The 16904-nt window shown below is 56.7% G+C and carries 14 protein-coding genes; 6 read left to right on the top strand and 8 right to left on the bottom strand.

The genetic code is table 11. The features are described 5' to 3' along the window. Window positions 1-42: 42 nt before the first annotated feature. From C1Y43_RS08455 to C1Y43_RS08445, 3 genes are all read left to right on the top strand, one after another. A complete protein-coding gene (locus tag C1Y43_RS08455; RefSeq protein ID WP_021507779.1) occupies window positions 43-1062 on the top strand; it encodes a LacI family DNA-binding transcriptional regulator in 1020 nt (339 codons plus the stop codon). A 101-nt stretch (window positions 1063-1163) separates the two neighbouring features. Further along, window positions 1164-2045 (top strand): glutathione-dependent disulfide-bond oxidoreductase, encoded by an 882-nt coding sequence (gene yghU, locus C1Y43_RS08450; RefSeq protein WP_021507780.1) that lies wholly within the window; start codon window positions 1164-1166, stop codon window positions 2043-2045. Then, window positions 2045-2335, top strand: a complete 291-nt coding sequence (locus tag C1Y43_RS08445) for a DUF1330 domain-containing protein (RefSeq protein ID WP_021507781.1) — start codon at window positions 2045-2047, stop codon at window positions 2333-2335. Before yghU ends, C1Y43_RS08445 begins: the two co-directional genes overlap by 1 nt. A 75-nt stretch (window positions 2336-2410) precedes the next feature. On the opposite strand, the gene C1Y43_RS08440 is transcribed toward C1Y43_RS08445, so the two are convergent. Then, window positions 2411-3505, bottom strand: coding sequence for a YncE family protein (locus C1Y43_RS08440; RefSeq protein ID WP_104187885.1), 1095 nt, complete (start codon window positions 3503-3505; stop codon window positions 2411-2413). Window positions 3506-3710: 205 nt separating this feature from the next. Here C1Y43_RS08440 and C1Y43_RS08435 point away from each other — a divergent pair, with 205 nt between their 5' ends. Beyond that, on the top strand, window positions 3711-4640 hold the full coding sequence (locus tag C1Y43_RS08435; RefSeq protein ID WP_104187884.1) for a glycosyltransferase family 2 protein: 930 nt from the start codon (window positions 3711-3713) through the stop codon (window positions 4638-4640). A 29-nt stretch (window positions 4641-4669) separates the two neighbouring features. On the opposite strand, the gene C1Y43_RS08430 is transcribed toward C1Y43_RS08435, so the two are convergent. From C1Y43_RS08430 to C1Y43_RS08405, 6 genes are all read right to left on the bottom strand, one after another. After that, window positions 4670-5917 (bottom strand): O-antigen ligase, encoded by a 1248-nt coding sequence (locus C1Y43_RS08430; RefSeq protein WP_233209818.1) that lies wholly within the window; start codon window positions 5915-5917, stop codon window positions 4670-4672. Next, window positions 5918-6886, bottom strand: coding sequence for a glycosyltransferase family 8 protein (locus C1Y43_RS08425; protein ID WP_104187882.1), 969 nt, complete (start codon window positions 6884-6886; stop codon window positions 5918-5920). It abuts the gene before it with no gap. 210 nt (window positions 6887-7096) lie between these two features. Continuing rightward, the gene (locus tag C1Y43_RS08420; protein ID WP_021507786.1) at window positions 7097-7774 is read right to left on the bottom strand and encodes an SDR family NAD(P)-dependent oxidoreductase; all 678 of its coding nucleotides are present in this window, start codon (window positions 7772-7774) and stop codon (window positions 7097-7099) included. Beyond that, window positions 7771-8961 (bottom strand): exo-alpha-sialidase, encoded by a 1191-nt coding sequence (locus tag C1Y43_RS08415; RefSeq protein WP_104187880.1) that lies wholly within the window; start codon window positions 8959-8961, stop codon window positions 7771-7773. The genes C1Y43_RS08420 and C1Y43_RS08415 overlap by 4 nt, the downstream gene beginning before the upstream one ends. Before the next feature lies 1 nt (window position 8962). Continuing rightward, complete coding sequence (locus C1Y43_RS08410) at window positions 8963-10384, bottom strand: sodium:solute symporter family protein (protein WP_058759283.1); 1422 nt, start codon at window positions 10382-10384, stop codon at window positions 8963-8965. A 310-nt stretch (window positions 10385-10694) separates the two neighbouring features. Next, a complete protein-coding gene (locus C1Y43_RS08405) occupies window positions 10695-11933 on the bottom strand; it encodes an MFS transporter (protein ID WP_104188159.1) in 1239 nt (412 codons plus the stop codon). A 418-nt stretch (window positions 11934-12351) separates the two neighbouring features. Here C1Y43_RS08405 and C1Y43_RS08400 point away from each other — a divergent pair, with 418 nt between their 5' ends. Together C1Y43_RS08400 and C1Y43_RS08395 are read left to right on the top strand one after the other, a co-directional pair. Further along, the gene (locus C1Y43_RS08400; RefSeq protein WP_104093934.1) at window positions 12352-12951 is read left to right on the top strand and encodes a hypothetical protein; all 600 of its coding nucleotides are present in this window, start codon (window positions 12352-12354) and stop codon (window positions 12949-12951) included. Window positions 12952-13233: 282 nt separating this feature from the next. Beyond that, window positions 13234-15621: a glucose/quinate/shikimate family membrane-bound PQQ-dependent dehydrogenase gene (locus C1Y43_RS08395; protein WP_104187879.1), complete on the top strand. Its 2388-nt coding sequence runs from the start codon at window positions 13234-13236 to the stop codon at window positions 15619-15621. A 71-nt stretch (window positions 15622-15692) separates the two neighbouring features. Here the strand turns inward: C1Y43_RS08395 and C1Y43_RS08390 are convergent, their stop codons facing one another. Further along, the gene (locus C1Y43_RS08390) at window positions 15693-16904 is read right to left on the bottom strand and encodes an MFS transporter (protein ID WP_104187877.1); all 1212 of its coding nucleotides are present in this window, start codon (window positions 16902-16904) and stop codon (window positions 15693-15695) included.

Below are 16904 nucleotides of genomic sequence, written 5' to 3'. Positions count from 1 at the left end.
TGGCAGGCTGTCTGAACGCGGTTTTTGATGGAATTCACTCAGATGAAAACAATGACGCTGGCCGAACTGGCTAAGCGGGTGGGCGTGGGCGTCGCCACGGTGGATCGGGTGCTGAACGACCGGGGCGGCGTGTCGCCCGCGATGACGAAAAAAATTTTACTGGCGGCGCGCGAAGCGGGTTTGAAACGCATCCTGCCGGAGGAACACCGCCACGCGTGGCAGATAGAAGTACTGCTGAGCGGTAACGGTTCCTTCTTCTTTCAACAGCTGGCGCAGGATTTTGCCCGGCTGGCGGATGAGCTCGGCTATCGTCGCCTGCGGCTGCACCGCACGCTGATTCCGGAGCATGCGCCCGAAAAGCTGGCGGCGCATATCGAAGCCAGCAGCAAAAAGATGGACGGGCTGATTGTTTTCGCCCATGAAAATCCGCTGATTTACGCGGCGCTTGAGGCCTGTAAAGCGCGTGGCGTACCGGTCATTACGCTGGTGGCCGATCTGCCTGATGCGCCGCGCCTGTGCCATGTCGGTATTGATCAGCTGAAGGCCGGACGCACCGCCGCGCTGATGCTCGGCAGCATGCTGCCTGTGGCGGGAGATGTGGTGCTGGTCAGCGGTCGCGCCGATTACGCCGCGCACCGTCTGCGCATCGAAGGATTTCAGGCGGTGCTGGCGGAGCGCTTCCCGCATCTGCGGCTGCGGGAGATCATCGCAGGCCAGGACGAGCGCGAGCGCATCAGCCGGCTGCTGGAGAAAACGCTGGCCGCATCGCAGCAGATTGTCGGCTTGTACAATACCGGCATGGGCAATACCCAGATTCACGAAGCGCTGGCGCGCCACCGGCTGTGCGGCAAAGTGGTGTATGTTACGCACGAACTTTACCAAACCACCCGTGAGCTTCTGGCCAAACGCGTGCTGACGCTAACGCTCGATCAAAACACCCTGCGTCACGCACAGCTGGCGCTGACGCTGCTGCTGCGACATCTGGAAGAGGGTGAGCAACCAGAGACCTATCAGCCCGGCAAAGTCGACTTTATGCTGTTTACGCAAGAGAATTTTGCCTGATTCGACTTTGTCTTTTATCGCCAGCGCGGTTAAATCGGCGTGATAGCGTGCTGCTACACTCAGTAGCAGCAAAAATCTTCTCACAACAAGGCGAACGCATTATGTCGGAAAATCAGTATCAGCCCGCGAAAGTCTGGACCTGGGACCCGGAAGCCAAAGGTAACGGGGCAAAGACTAACCGTCCAACCGCCGGGCCGACGCATGAGCAAACGCTGCCGGTCGGTAAGCATCCGCTGCAGCTCTATTCGCTGGGGACGCCAAACGGCCAGAAAGTGACCATTCTGCTGGAAGAGCTGCTGGCGCTCGGCGTGCAGGAAGCGGAGTATGACGCCTGGCTGATCCGCATCGGCGATGGCGATCAGTTCTCCAGCGGCTTCGTTGAGGTTAACCCCAACTCAAAAATTCCGGCGCTGCGCGACCACTCGATCACGCCGCCACTGCGCGTGTTTGAATCCGGCAATATCCTGCTCTATCTGGCAGATAAATTCGGCCACTTTATTCCCTCTGACGTGGCGGGCCGCACTGAAACCCTGAACTGGCTGTTCTGGCTGCAGGGATCCGCGCCGTACCTTGGCGGCGGTTTCGGCCACTTCTATCACTACGCACCAGAGAAAATTGAATACGCCATTAACCGCTTCACGCTGGAAGCCAAACGTCAGCTTGATGTGCTGGATCGCCAGCTGGCGGACCACCGTTTCCTCGCCGGCGACGAATATACCATTGCCGATATCGCAACCTGGCCGTGGTACGGCAATCTGGTGCTGAACAACCAGTACGGTGGCGGCGAATTCCTCGATGTGCAGTCGTACAAAAATGTGGTGCGCTGGGCAAAAGAGATTGCCGACCGTCCGGCGGTGATCCGCGGGCGTAAAGTGAACCGGGCATTTGGCGCCGAGCCGCAGGATCAGCTGCTGGAACGGCACGATGCGAGCGATTTTGATACCAATACTGAAGACAAGCGTCAGGCGCGAGGCGAACAATAATGGCCGCATATGTCGTTATGATTAAAGACGAAACGCTGGATAAAGATGAGCTGGCCACCTATTCGCAGAAAGCCGGCGCGGCGCGTGGCGATCACCACATCACGCCACTGGCTTTTTACGGCGATCTGGAGGTACTGGAAGGGCGCGATGCTGAAGGCGTGGTGGTGCTGCAGTTTGAAGATGCCGAGGCCGCCAAAGCCTGGTACTTCAGCCCGGCCTACCAGGAAGCCAAAGCGCATCGCCTGAAAGGCGCCAACTACCGCGTACTGCTGGTGAACGGCGTGGCGTAATGAATGACGTAACCCGTTGCTAAGCACGGGTTATCTGCGGCGCGATCCCTCGCGCCGCGATTAAACCCAGCGCGGTTAATCCAGCGTAATCCGCACCACGCTATCCGGCCCTTGCGGCGAGCGATCTTTATTGAGCCCCTGCTTCACCGTCACGTAAAGCGTCTGACCATCTGGCGACACCAGCAGGCTGTTAGGGTGGGTCGGCAGCGCCCAGCTATTTTTCACTGCGTAGGTCGTCGCGTCCAGCTGCAGCACTTTGCCGCCGAGTCGCTGGCTGATGTAAATCTCGTTGCGCTTCGCATTGAATTTGATGCCAAGCGAATCGCCGACATCCAGGCGTTTGATCACCTTACCGCTGCGCTCATCGAACACCAGCGTGGTTTTGCCCTTTGAATTGTCAGTGACGTACAGGCGGCCATTGGCGGCATCTTCCGCCAGATTTAGCAGCAGATACTCTTTGCCATCGCCTGGCGTCCAGCGCTGCTCAATTTTGTGACTGCGCGGATTGATCACCAGCACTTCGCCACTGCCGTTCGCCGCGTAAATACGGTCGGTTGACGCCGAATAGAGCAACCCGGTCACCCACTTGCCGGCGTTTTTGATGGTGGTTTTCAGCCGCAGCGTATTCGCATCGACCACCCAAATCATCGCCGGATTCTCAATCGCACCGATGTATAGCAGGCCGTCATGCAGCAGGATTTCACGCGCGCCAACCGGATTGCCTTTGTCGTTTTTCAGGCCAAACAGCAGACGCTGCAGCACTTTACCGCTTCTGGCGTCCACTTTCGTCACGCCACCGTCCAGCGTGTTGGTAATGTACAGCACGCTGCCGTCCGGTGAAGCCGTCATGCCAAAGTTTTTCAGATCGGTATGGGTTTCGCCCAGCGTCGCCAGCGTGCGGGCATCCAGGCGATACAGCACGCCACCGTTGACGGTTTTAAACGCCTGCGCGCTGGCCACATACAGCGCAGCCGGATCGCCCGGCACATAAGCCATTTCATACAGGCCGTCGCCCAGTTCACGCTGCTGTACCTTCTCCGCTGCCGCTGGCTTAGCCGCGGCGGCAGGCGCTACTGATTTTTTAGCCGGCGCCTGACAGGCGCTCAGGCTCATGGCTGCCAGCAGCGCCAGAGCCAGCGCGGTGGCGCGCGGGCGTAATGATGAAATCATTGCTGTCTCCGGTAAGGACCGATGGGTTACCTGCGCGAGCAGGAAGCATAAAAAGGAATGAGAATCATACGCATTATTGTATCAGTCGTAAATGTGCCTGATCGGCGACAGGAGGCGCAGGACTGCGCTGCGTCAATGCCCTCCCCTTAAATTGCCACTTGTAGTATGCTTGACGGCATTCCTGCCTCAGATGTTGACTTAAAAAATGATGGTTCCTGACTATTTAATCAGTGTGTTGCTAACGGCCCATAACAGTGAAAAATTTCTGCCTGACACGCTGGCGAGTTTAGAAAAGGCCTGTCATGGTGTTGAGCAGTATATTGAATTTATTGTTATCAATGACGCATCCGTCGACAACACAGCAGCGTTACTCGATGATTTTTCCCGGCGACATCCGCAGGCGAAAGTATTTAATATTGATTACCGCAACATTGGCCGGGTGCGTAATTTTGGCGTTCAGCAGTGCAGCGGTGAATATATTACGATGCTGGATGGCGACGATCAGTTGCTGGCCGACGCCCTCACCGATATTGTCCGCTACCTGAAAAGCCATCGTCCCGACGCACTGTTCACGGCGCTTAATGAGGTATACGAATCCCGGCCTCAGCACATCACGTGGCAGGGCCTGCAGGCGGAAACACTGTCACGGCATCAGGCCATTGAAAAATTCCTGATCCATCGCGATTTGCAGGCGCACTTTATCGGTCAGTTTATTAAGCGCACCATGCTGCTGGCACATCCCTTCCCGGATTATACCTGCTACGAGGACGCCTGGCTTTTCCCGGAAATCCTGGTCAGCAGTGATGCAATCGCTTATAGCCGCCAGAGCCCTTATCTCTATTTTAAACGCGGCAACAGCTTATCCAGCCAGCTGGATAAACACAAAATTTCACTCTTAGTGAGCGCAACGCAGCATATGGATGAGGTGTTGCAGGAGCGCTATCGCAATCTGCTATCCTGCCACTGGATTAATATTGCACATAAACATCGGCAAGCCCTGGATAATCCTGACGACAGAAGGCAGGTTATTGAGGCGATCACTAAAATCAGGCCGCTGTCTTTTCTTTTCGATAGTAAAATCAGAACCAGCTTTAAAAAGAAATATCTGGCTCTGAAGTTAAACAAACCGCTGTAACTACCGGGCGCTATGCCAGCGCCGGTTTATCAGGACGATGCTTTCTCAGGCGGATGAATCATGGCATAGCTGATGATAATCGCCATCACCAGGATCAGCACCGAACCACTCTGAATTAACACCGTGTCGGTCAGCCCAAAGATGATAATTGACAGCGGCAGCAGCGTTAATCCGGCGACGCCGCGGCGTGCGGCTACTATCAGCAGCACCAGGTAAAAAATCAGCAGGGAAAGTGCGCCAGCGATCCCCTGCAGCGAAAGCGTTTCAAGGAAATCATCGTGCAGGTGATACATGACGTTTTTATACGCTTCGGGATTGTGGCGCTCATGCTGCGTGATGTATTCCCGCGCTTTTGCCGTGCGCTGATCCGGACTTTGCCCCAGCAGCGACCACGAAACGCTGTGCCAGCCGCCTTTCCAGATAGAGAAACGGGCGCCAATCGAGGTGTTATTGTTGGTCTGATAAGTATCAACTTCATTGTGGATGCTGTCTAAGCGCTGCCAGACGCTGCCCGGCATAAATAAAGCGCCCACGATAATAAACAGCGCTAACATCACCAGCGAAATTTTACCCGCCCAGCGATGGGTAAAATAAAACCAGGCCAGATAAATCAGTGGCAGGGTTAATACGCCGGCGCGTGACTCGGTCAGAATCATCAGCATCATATTCACGACAAAAACCGCGCTGAATAAGATCATTTGTCCGCCGCGATGGGAGATTACCCGGTGGCCGGTGTACAAAGTACAGAGCGCCAGCGCGGTAATCAGATAAGAGACGGTACCGGCGGAATCGGTCAGCAATCTGATGCGGGTCAGCGTTTTTGCGTGTTCACTGATAGCGAAACCTAACGTCACCAGCAGCCCGACAAATAAGATGGCGCTGCAGGTTATCAGGAGTGGACGACTAAGATAGTGGCGCCACGCGACGATAAAATAGCTGAGAAAAGCCGCGATAATAAACAGCTTACCGCCCTGGAAGTAGTTATTCACCACATCACTGAATTCAGCGTGGGAAAACATCTTTGCCCAGATGAGCCTGACCAGCCCAATGAACAGCAGCGGAAGCGCTACCGTTATGGCCGTTTTATCTGTTAGCCACTGTTTTTTCACCGCCAGAATTACTAAATACAGAGCCACCAGATAACTGGAAAAATAGAATATTTTGCGCGGTAAGGCTTCAACCACCAGTGACGACGCCAGCGCGATACTCAGCAGCACAAAACAGAGCTGGTAAATATTTTTTCCCGTCATCAGCTGGCGAAAAGCGTGAGCTTGCACTTAACAATACCTCATCTTGATATGTTTCAGGCGCCACAGCATGGCCTGCCACCATCTTTTTTGACGAAAAAGCGACTTATACATTCTTTTTGCCTGCTGCGCATTGGCTGGCTGGTCAAACGCCATGGTGGACAGCGGTGAATCCTGATAAATATCGCGATAATGGTGAACCACAAACTGTTGATTCCATACCTGCCAGGGCTTATCCGCACCGGCATAATGAATCAGGCAGGTTTCCGCCGGCACGTCGAGCGTATAGCCACGATCGTCATGGGCCAGCATGGTCAGGGTATTGAAGCGAGGAGAAACAAAGGTCACTTTATCTTCCAGTAAAATATTCAACGCATCCTGGTCGAGATACTGGAAGTTTCGCCCGTGTTCGGACAGTAAAGTAAACGCGCGTTCGCTGATATTGTCAGCGCGCCATTGCGCCACATCAATCAGCATCATACCGGCGTTAAAATAGCGCTCGCCGCGCAAGCCGGCATTCTTCGCCAGTACCGGCTGCAGCGAGGCAATTTCACCGACCACCAGCGCAACCGCCTCAGGGCCGGTCGGGATCTGCCACAGTTCATTGAGCGGATTAATGCACACCATATCGGCATCAAGATAAAGCAGTTTTTCCGCCTGCGGCAAAATCAGCGGTGCCAGAAAGCGATAGTAGGTCGCACGGGTAAAAAGTTCGGTGACCGGCAGCGTGGCAAACAGCTGGTCCGGCAGATGATGCAGCGTCACGCCGTGGCGCGATCCCTGAAACAGCCTGGCGAGCCGGGGGTTATCGGCCGGTGTCAGTTCTGAAGAGATCAGATGGAAATGATACACGCGGTCTCCGGCGTGTTTCATGATGGACAGAATCGTGATTAGCGCATGCGCTTTAAACTTTCCGTCAACGCCAAAAACAATATGTTGATCGCTCTGTACCGGAAAAAGTGGTTCGGCGTTTATTTCCTGAAGAACATCATGATTCATTGCGCGCTTCTCTGCTGCGGAGCGCTACACTCCGTAACCACTTAATATGTAGACAATAAAATTGGATTTAGCATAAAACGGTAAAAGATTACCACTTTGGTAAACCCAAAGAAAGCGTAGCACGGTAAGCCAGGAGTTTTCGCAGACGAGACAAAAGCAGCCTCTCCCATCCTGTTATTTACGATGGGAGAAGCACGCTGGAGAATAAAACTACAGCGACGCGCCGCCGCAAATTACCAGCTCCTGTCCGGTAATGGCAGCGGCAGCCGGCGATAGCACAAAGCCAGCCAGCGCGGCCACCTCTTCGGGATGGATATAGCGTCCGATAGGCGGCAGTTTCGGCGGCGAGCTGGCGCGGTCCGGCTGCAGCAGCATCGGCGTGGCGGTGGCACCGGGAGCGATCACATTGACCGTAATGCCCTGCGGAGCCAGTTCGGCGGCCCAGCTGCGCGCCATGCCCACCATCGCCGCCTTGGTGCTGACATACTGGCTGCGATTCGCCGCGCCGCGTGACGTGCGGCTGCCGAGCAGCAGAATACGATCGCCGTGGCCCATCTGCGGCAGCAAGGTGTTGGCCATGATTTGCGCCACCTGCACGTGCAGATACCACAGCCGCGCCCCCTGCTCTTCCTCCAGCTCACCCAGCGGCGCGGCCAGCATCATGCCTGCCGCGTGCACCAGCGCATCCACCTTCGCCAGCCCGGCCAAAGCCCGTTTCAGCTGACCGGCGTCAAACAGGTCGACGCTGACGGAGGTAAACGCCGGATGATCTTTCTCCACCGGCGTACGGCTAAAACCGGTGACCTGCCAGCCCTGTGTCAGCAGCTCATCGGCAATCGCCGCACCAATGCCGGAACTGACACCGGTCACCAGCGCATGGCGGCTCATGCTTTGTCCCTCACCCAGTTCTCCTCCACGCGCACGTACTTGATGGCCTGGCGAAAATAGGTGTAGGCAATGTGCAGTGCGCCGTCCGCGCTCTGCTTAATGCTGGGATAGGAGAACTCACGGTTCAGTTTCTGCTGTGAATTGTTGGTCATGCAGTAGCCGTCCCCTTCATCCAGATTACGCTGCCACGGCCAGCTCACCCCGCCATCGGCAGAAATAGCCAACGTCATCGGTGCGCGCGGAGCCCCCCAGAAGGCGGTGCGTGCGCCCTGAACCACCGGCTGCGCCGCCACGGCCACCGCCGCGTCATCTTCGTCTTCGATTTCGTCGTACAGTGACAGGCGACGCTCGCTGGCATCACGTGCGCTCATGGCGTTAAACACCAGCGCCAGATGGCCGTTGTGCAGCGTGGTCACCTGAATCGATGAGTTATTATTTGGCAGATCGGTCGCCTGTGGCGCGCTCCAGCTTTCACCGCCGTCGTCCGAACGACTCTGGTAGATATAATCAGCCCAGCGGCTGCGATACAGCGCCAGCAGGCTGCCATCCTGCAGTAGCGTAATGTTCATGTGCACGCAGCCGAGGCTGTCCGGCACCGTCACATCGCGCCAGCTCTGTCCTTTGTCACTGGAGATTTTCACCGCGCTGATGTCATCATTGCCCACCCATTTCACTCCCGGCTGGGTGCGACAATAGAACACCGGCAGCAGCCAGTTGCCGTTCGGCAGCACCACCAGCGGCTGGCGGATAAACGTGCCCGGCTGATCGAGCAGCGTATCGATGGCACTCCAGCTGTGACCCAAATCGTGTGACTGGCGATAGCGCACAATCGCCGTGTCCTGATTACCGGACTTCTGCGCGGTCCACAGCAGCCACAGCACGCCCTCGGGATCGAGGAACAGTACCGGATTCTGTTCCGATCGCGCCGGATCGTCTGATAACTGCAAGGGATCGCTCCACTGGGCGCTGCCCTGCGCCAGCCGCGAGCACCACACCGAAATATCCGCGATGCCTTCCTGCGTGCCGCCAAACCACACGCACAGCAGGTCGCCGTTTGGTAACGGCAGCAGATTAGCGGCGTGGTTCTGCGGACAGACCGAAGGCAGCATCGCCGTGAGCTGCTGCGCGTCCTGCGCGTGCGGATGAAGCTTACCGTTACGTTCGACGGTAATGGTTGAGTCGGTCATGTCAGGCTCCACTGTTTTGCATTGAGGAATCAGGTGCATTTTTGCGCTGCGGCTGGCGTGACGGGATCAGACGGTCAATCAGCATGATCACCGCCGGTGTGACCAGCGCGACGTACATATTGTTGATGCCGAACGGATCGCCCAGCAGATACCACAGCGAGGTCATGACGCAGGCACCAATCAGGCCGGCGTTCGCGCCGCGTGTACTTTTATAAAACGGCAGGTAGAAAGCGATGATCGCCACCACCGAAATCGACAGACGGATGGCGCGGGTAAAGAACGATAGCTTCAGCACTTCCGGTACGAACAGCACGAAGATCAGCGGCAGGAAACCGATCAGCAGTGACAGCCAGCGCGTCATGCGAAATTCACGTTCCGGCGTCGGATTACGGTACGGCACATAAAAATCCTTCACCACCAGCGAAGCGATGGCCAGCGCCACGGTGCTGACGCTGACAAAAATCGATGCCACCAGCGAGGTGGTGACAATCCCTGCCAGCCACGGGCTCATGTCCTGCAGGAACACCGGCAGCGCGTACAGGCTGTTAATCTCCGGATGCAGATACTTTGCCGCCACGCCAATCAGCGCAATGGCGATGGCAATCGGCATACAGAAGAAGAAGGCGACCCAGGTGGCGCGCTTCGCAGACGCCGCACTTTTGGTCGAGGCGATAGCCTGAATCACAAACTGGGTGCAGAAGATCGACCCGATGGTGCCAATCATCCAGGCAAAAATGGTGCTGGCGCCCACGTTACCGTCCCAGGTCCAGTAAAAGTGCGGCATCTCTTTGATCATCGGGCTGACGCCGCCGGTCATGTGCAGCGCCACGCCGAGAATGACCAGAATACCGATATATTTCAGGCCGCTGTGCAGCAGCGTCACCCAGGCGATGCCTTTCATGCCGCCGAACATAAAATAGAAGGTGCTGACCAGCGCGGTGATCACCGCCGCCGTGGTGAGATCAAGGTTCAGTACCGTAGAGATCGCCGCCGCACCGCTGACATAGTTACCGACGTTCACCAGCAGCAGCGCGTAGATCATGATGATAGAAATAATATTTTTGGTGGAGTTGCCATAGCGCTCGGCAATCGCGCCGGAAATGGTAATTTTGCCGGTATTGTAGATGCGTTTGACCAGCAAAATACCAAACAGCGGAAAGCCGATAGCGGCACCGATCACCGACCAGGACGCGGCAAAGCCATCCTCAAAAGCCGCCTGCGCCGTACCGATGGTTGACTTGGCGCCAATGTATTCAGACATCAGCATCACGCCGACCACAAACGCTGGCATCACGTTTGAACCTGCCATAAAGTCGCCGCTGTTTTTACTGCGCAACCGCCAGGTCAGCCAGGTAGTGAACAGGATGTAGGCAATGACAATCCCGACAATAATCACCATCCCTTCTGCAGAGAACTGTTTCATGTTCGCCTCATTGATAACGTAGGGTCGTGGTGCGTGCCGGGCTTCACACGCACCGTTAATGAGGCGGCCATGATTATTGTTGTTGCGTCGCTGCGCTGGCTACCCCGCACCGTGCAAAATGATTTACTTCACTCAATAATGAATAAATTTACGCACAGGCAGGGCAATTTATAGATTAACTGGCGCTTAATTAGTTTGATCATGCTCACAAACAGTCAAATGTGATTAATAATAATCAAACCTGGCTGTGTGAGATAGCGAGGCAGACTGCGTGCCTGGCCACGGCCACCGCGCCGGGCAGCCGCGAACGTCAGGCGAGACTGTCGTTTTCCAGTTTCTGCCGTTTGCGCAGATGAGGGAACAGCGCCATCCACAGCGCCACGACCACCAGGGTGCCGACACCGCCAATCGCGGCTGCAGGCACCGCACCGAACCATGCGGCCAACAGGCCGGATTCGAACTCCCCCAGCTGGTTAGAGGTATTAATGAAGATGGCGTTGACCGCATTGACGCGCCCGCGCATCTCATCCGGCGTGTCCAGCTGCACCAGCGCGCCGCGAATCACCATGCTCACCATATCGAAGCCGCCGAGTGCCGCCAGCGCCAGCAGTGAGAGCCACAGCTGCGTCGATAGCGCAAATACCAGCGTAGCCAGACCAAAACCGGCTACCGAGCCAAACATGATCATGCCCACGTGCTTTTCCAGCTTGTGACGGCTGAGCCACACCCCAACCAGCAGCGCTCCAACCGACGGGGCACCGCGCAGCATGCCCAGCCCCCACGGACCGGTATGCAGAATATCCTGGGCGAAGATCGGCAGCAGCGCCGTGGCGCCGCCCAGCAGCACGGCAAACAGATCGAGCGAGATCACCCCAAGCACATCTTTGCGCGCGCGGATGAAGCGGACACCGGCAAACATGGTGCTGAGGCTGGCCGGAATACGTGCCTGCGGCGGTCGTTCGTAGCGCAAACGGCTGACCAGCACAATCGACAGCAGATAGAACAGCGCCGAAACACCGTACACCACCTCCGGCCCGGCCACGTACAGTAAGCCACCCAGCGTCGGACCGACAATCACCGCCGCCTGACCGCCCACCGAGCTGGCCGCCATGGCGCGCGCGAGGATGGGCGGCGGTACCAACGCTGGCAGCATTGAGGTGATTGCCGGCCACTCCAGCGCTTTGGCCAGCGAAATCAGGAATACCAGTCCCCAGATTTCAATCCGGCCCGCCCAGTGCAGCAGCGTCAGCGCCACCAGCCCGAGCAGCGCCAGCCACTCAATCAGCTGCCCCAGCAGCACGATGCGGCGACGGTCATACTGATCCGCAAGGTGACCCGCCGGCAGCGCCAGCAATACCGAAGGTAAAAATTGCATCAGACCGATCATGCCCAGCGCCATAGCACTGTGGGTAAGCGCATAGATTTGCCAGCTGACGGCCACGGAGAACATCTGAAAACCAAACGATGAACAGGTACGCGCCAGCCAGAAGGCGACGAACGACCTGTGTCGCAGCAGCGAATCTTCCGCTGCGGTGACCGGTGAACCCATAGTTTTATCCCATCCTGAAGCAGAACCGGCCGGCGTCATGGCACCGGCCTGGTGAAAAGCCACCATCGGCTTTCCTTATGTTTTTCACGTCATAGAGTGCGATAACTGACCGGGGCAGGCAATGGCTGGATGTGCGCTGTAAAAACAGGTGCTTATCCGGATTGACAGTTAAACATGGCGTTCTGAATATTAGCAGACTGATTGTTTTACTTTGAAAATAGCCGAATCATTCCAGATAATTCAGTAAAGCGTTAATTAATGCCTGGCCAATCCTTTTTATCTCTTTATCAGAAACAGCTAAAAAAGGTGATCTTTGCCGGCGAATCGATCTATATTGCCCCCTGTGATAATCACAGCAGTCTTCCCGTCCTTATAATAATTAAGACGCTATCGTTCATTAATTTATTCATAGAGATAAATGGAAAACAATTCATACCATCCTTATGTCACTGAGCGTGTCTGTCGCTTCGACGGCACACCTATCGGCGCGTGTTATTCAGCGTCCTTAATGCATTGCGTGCCGGAACGTGATGCATTACTTCATGAAGGCGAGATAATTACTCAACATTATCAGTCAGCGGATGCTGCGGGATTAATAATTATTCCACTGGCGGGAAATAGTGTGATGTCCTTTTTGCATGACGTGGATAATTATTCCAGCCTGCAACATGAGAATGTAAGGCTGGCGATCAACTATGCCACTTTACGTCAGGCAGGATCCGCCTTACGCGCTGTGGCGTCTCGTTTTTCCTTCTGGCTTTACGATCTCGCGCCGCCGGGAACCGAGTGGAAAAATATTACCGATTTTCCCTTCAGCGGTATTGTTCTGAGCGATGACTTCTTCCGTGAAAATTATCTCAAGTTCAGCTTTCCTTTTCTGCTCGCTTCGCTGCGGGAAACACAAGCAGAGGTAATATTACGTACGCCCCAGCTCCAATTACCGGCCGAAGATTACCTGCATTTACAGCTAAGCGGCTGGCAAACGCAGCGGAACTGTCATCCGCTCTTCCCGGGGTAAACGTTTACACAAAATTCTGCGCGTCGGCGTTATCACCCGATTACGCCGGACAGGATGGCGCAATATCCTCATAAAATGTCGTGTCACTGCCTGATAAAAAGAGCAAAGCGCTAAAAAAATCAAACCTGTTAACGTTTTTAAGATAAAATTTAACGCAAAGGGATCATCCTGCTTAACGGAAAAGCACTGACAGAACACCTTAAGTCACTTCGTACTCTATGTCGGGATACAGCCTAATCGGTTGTTTCCTTTGATTTTATGGCAAAGAAAGAGGTCAATATTATGGGGAAAGCTTCCTCATCTTTTGGCGTAATTCGCTTCCTGACGGTGCTGTTTGCACTGCTGACGGGCGCATTTATGCTGATTGGCGGCGTTTGGTTAGCCGCCATTGGAGGTTCCTGGTACTACGTTATTGGCGGTGTGATTATGCTGATCACCGCTGTTCTGCTGTGGCGCCGTAGCGGTTCCGCACTGCTGCTGTATGCCCTGTTGTTGCTGGCAACGCTGGTGTGGGGCGTATGGGAAGTCGGCTTCGACTTCTGGGCGCTGGCACCACGTACCGACGTGCTGGTGATCTTCGGTATCTGGCTGATTCTGCCGTTTGTGTATCGCGGCCTGAATCATGCGGGTAAAGGTGCGCTGGGTGCGATGGCCGTTGCGCTGGTAGCCAGCGTACTGGTGCTGGCGTGGGCAGTATTCCACGATCCGCAGGAGCTGAATGGCAATCTGCCGGAAGCCGCTAACGTTCCGCAGGCCCAGCCGCTGAGTAACATCAACGATGCTGACTGGCCAGCCTACGCGCGTGACCAGCAGGGCACTCGCTTCTCGCCGCTGAAGCAGATCAACACCAGCAACGTGAAAGAGTTGCAGGTTGCCTGGCAGTTCCAGACCGGCGATCTCAAAACCGCCAACGATCCGGGTGAAATCACTGACGAAGTGACGCCGATTAAAATCCGCGACACGCTGTATCTTTGCTCGCCACACCAGATTCTGTTTGCGCTGGATGCGACGACCGGTAAGCAGAAGTGGAAATTCGATCCGGGCCTGAAGCCGAATCCTACCTTCCAGCACGTGACCTGCCGCGGTGTTTCATACCATGAAGTGCCTGCCGCTGCCGATACCGCCAACAGCCAGCCTGCGCTGTGCTCACGCCGCATCTATCTGCCAGTGAACGACGGTCGTCTGTTCGCGCTGGATGCCGATACCGGTGCCCGTTGCCCATCCTTTGGCAACAACGGTGAGCTGGATCTGCAGCACAAGCAGCCGGTACAGACGCCAGGCCAGTATGAGCCTACGTCACCGCCGGTTATCACTGACACCACCATCGTCATTGCTGGTGCGGTCACCGATAACTACTCCACCCGTGAGCCGTCTGGTGCCATCCGTGGCTTCGACGTCAACACCGGTAAACTGCTGTGGGTGTTCGACCCGGGCGCGAAAGATCCTAACGCGATTCCGGCTGATGAACACACCTTCACCATGAACTCGCCGAACTCGTGGGCGCCGGCGGTATATGATCCAAAACTGGATACCGTTTACCTGCCAATGGGCGTTTCCACCCCGGATATCTGGGGCGGTAACCGCACACCAGAGCAGGAGCGCTACGCGAGCAGCGTTCTGGCGCTGAACGCCACCACCGGTAAGCTGGTGTGGTCGTATCAGACCGTGCACCACGATCTGTGGGATATGGACCTGCCGTCACAGCCGACGCTGGCCGATATCACGGACAAAGATGGCAACACCGTACCGGTGATTTATGCCCCGGCGAAAACCGGTAACATCTTTGTGCTGGATCGTCGTACCGGTAAGCCGGTCGTGCCTGCACCGGAGACGCCGGTACCGCAGGGCGCGGCGAAAGGTGACCACGTGGCACCGACCCAGCCGTACTCCGAACTGACCTTCCGTCCGAAGCAGAACCTGACGGACAAGGACATGTGGGGCGCGACGATGTATGACCAGCTGGTGTGCCGCGTGATCTTCAAGCGTCTGCGCTACGAAGGTCCGTTCACGCCGCCGTCTGAGCAGGGTACGCTGGTGTTCCCGGGCAACCTCGGTATGTTCGAGTGGGGCGGCATCGCGGTTGATCCCCATCGTCAGATCGCGATTGCTAACCCAATGGCGCTGCCGTTTGTGTCTAAGCTGATTCCGCGCGGTCCGGGCAACCCGATTGAACCACCGCAGGGCGCAGAAGGCGGTTCCGGTACCGAAACCGGCATTCAGCCGCAGTACGGTGTGCCGTTTGGCGTCGAGCTGAACCCGTTCCTGTCGCCGTTTGGTCTGCCGTGTAAACAGCCGGCCTGGGGTTACGTTTCAGCGATCGACCTGAAGACCAACGAAACCGTGTGGAAGAAACGTATTGGTACCGTTCGCGATAGCGCACCGGTTCCGCTGCCGTTCAAAATGGGTATGCCAATGCTGGGTGGCCCAATCACCACCGCCGGTAACGTGTTCTTCATCGGCGCGACCGCAGATAACTACCTGCGCGCGTTCGATACCAACACCGGTGAGATGCTGTGGCAGGCGCGTCTGCCAGCGGGTGGCCAGGCTACGCCGATGACCTATGAAGTGAATGGCAAGCAGTACGTTGTCATCGCGGCCGGTGGTCACGGTTCGTTTGGTACCAAGCTGGGCGATTACGTAATTGCCTATGCGCTGCCAGATGCGAAGTAATTTTTCGCACTGAAGTAAAAAAGCGGGCAATGCCCGCTTTTTTTTCACGCCGGTCAGGCATGATCCTGCGGTTAAGCTTTACGCAGCACCCGCGCATTCAATAGCGCGCACAGCGCCATAATCACGCAGGTGGCGAGAAACACCGGGCGCATACCAAACGCGCCGCCGATAAAGCCACCGAACAGCGGGCCGCTCACCTGGCCGACATACTGAGCCGAGGTCGCATAGCCCAGCATTTTCCCGACCTGCCGCTGCGGCACATTATGACGAATCAACGCCGTCACGCAGGGCATCAGGCCGCCCAGCGCCATCCCCATCAGGAAACGCAGCAGCACCAGCTGCCACGCCGCGCTAATAAACGCCTGCGGAATCAGCAGCAGCGCGCAGACCAGCAGGCCATAAATCAGCACGCGCGCATGTCCGATGCGGTCGGCCAGCCGGCCAAGGCGCGGCGCGGAGAGAATGCTGCCCAGCGCGGCGGCCGCCATCACCAGCCCGGCCGTCACCGTCACCGCGTGATCGCCGTGCACAAACTGCGCGATATACAGCGTGATAATCGGCTCAATCGACATATTGGCAAAAATCAGCAGCATGCCCGACAGCCACATCAGCCGTACCACTGGCCGGTTGATCGACGCCTCCGGCTCATCCCCCTCCCCGGCTGCGGCTTTCTTCGCCGCACGTGGCGCTTCTTTCAGCAGAAAAGTGGTGGCGAGAAACGCGAGAAAAATCACCGCACCGGTGAGCCAGAAAGTGTGGCGGATACCGATCAGCGGCGGCAGCACGCCGCCCAGCAGCGGGCCGACCACATTACCGGCCATGATGCCGGAGGACAGTACGCCCAGCGCCCAGCCGGTCTGCGCTTTCGGCGTTTGTGCCGCCACCAGTATGGTGGAACCCGACGCATAGCCACCGAGGAGGCCGGCCAGCAGGCGCAGCGCCACCAGCTGCCACGGCGCGGTGGCCATACCAATCAGCGACATGGCGACGGCCATTCCGAGGCTGGCGCGGATCAGCATCAGCTTACGGCCATAGCGATCCGCCAGTTTGCCCCACAGCGGTGCCGTCAGCGCCGCGCTGAGAAAAGTGGCACCGTAGGCGGCGCCTGACCAGCGCGCAATCGCAGCCGGTTCCTGCACGCCCAGCTGCTGCACGTAGAGGGGCAGAAAGGGCAGCAGCAGGGTCATGGCGACGATAGTGCTGAACGAGCCCAGCACGCAAACCCACAAATTGCGCCGCCAGTGTTGCTGCTCAGGCGCTAACGCGATAGAAGAGTGCGACAT

It is taken from the genome of Pantoea sp. ICBG 828 (assembly GCF_002928355.1).
Lineage (GTDB): Bacteria > Pseudomonadota > Gammaproteobacteria > Enterobacterales > Enterobacteriaceae > Pantoea > Pantoea dispersa.
Note: the sequence above shows the minus strand (reverse complement) of the source record. Positions and strands in the feature narration are given on the sequence as shown.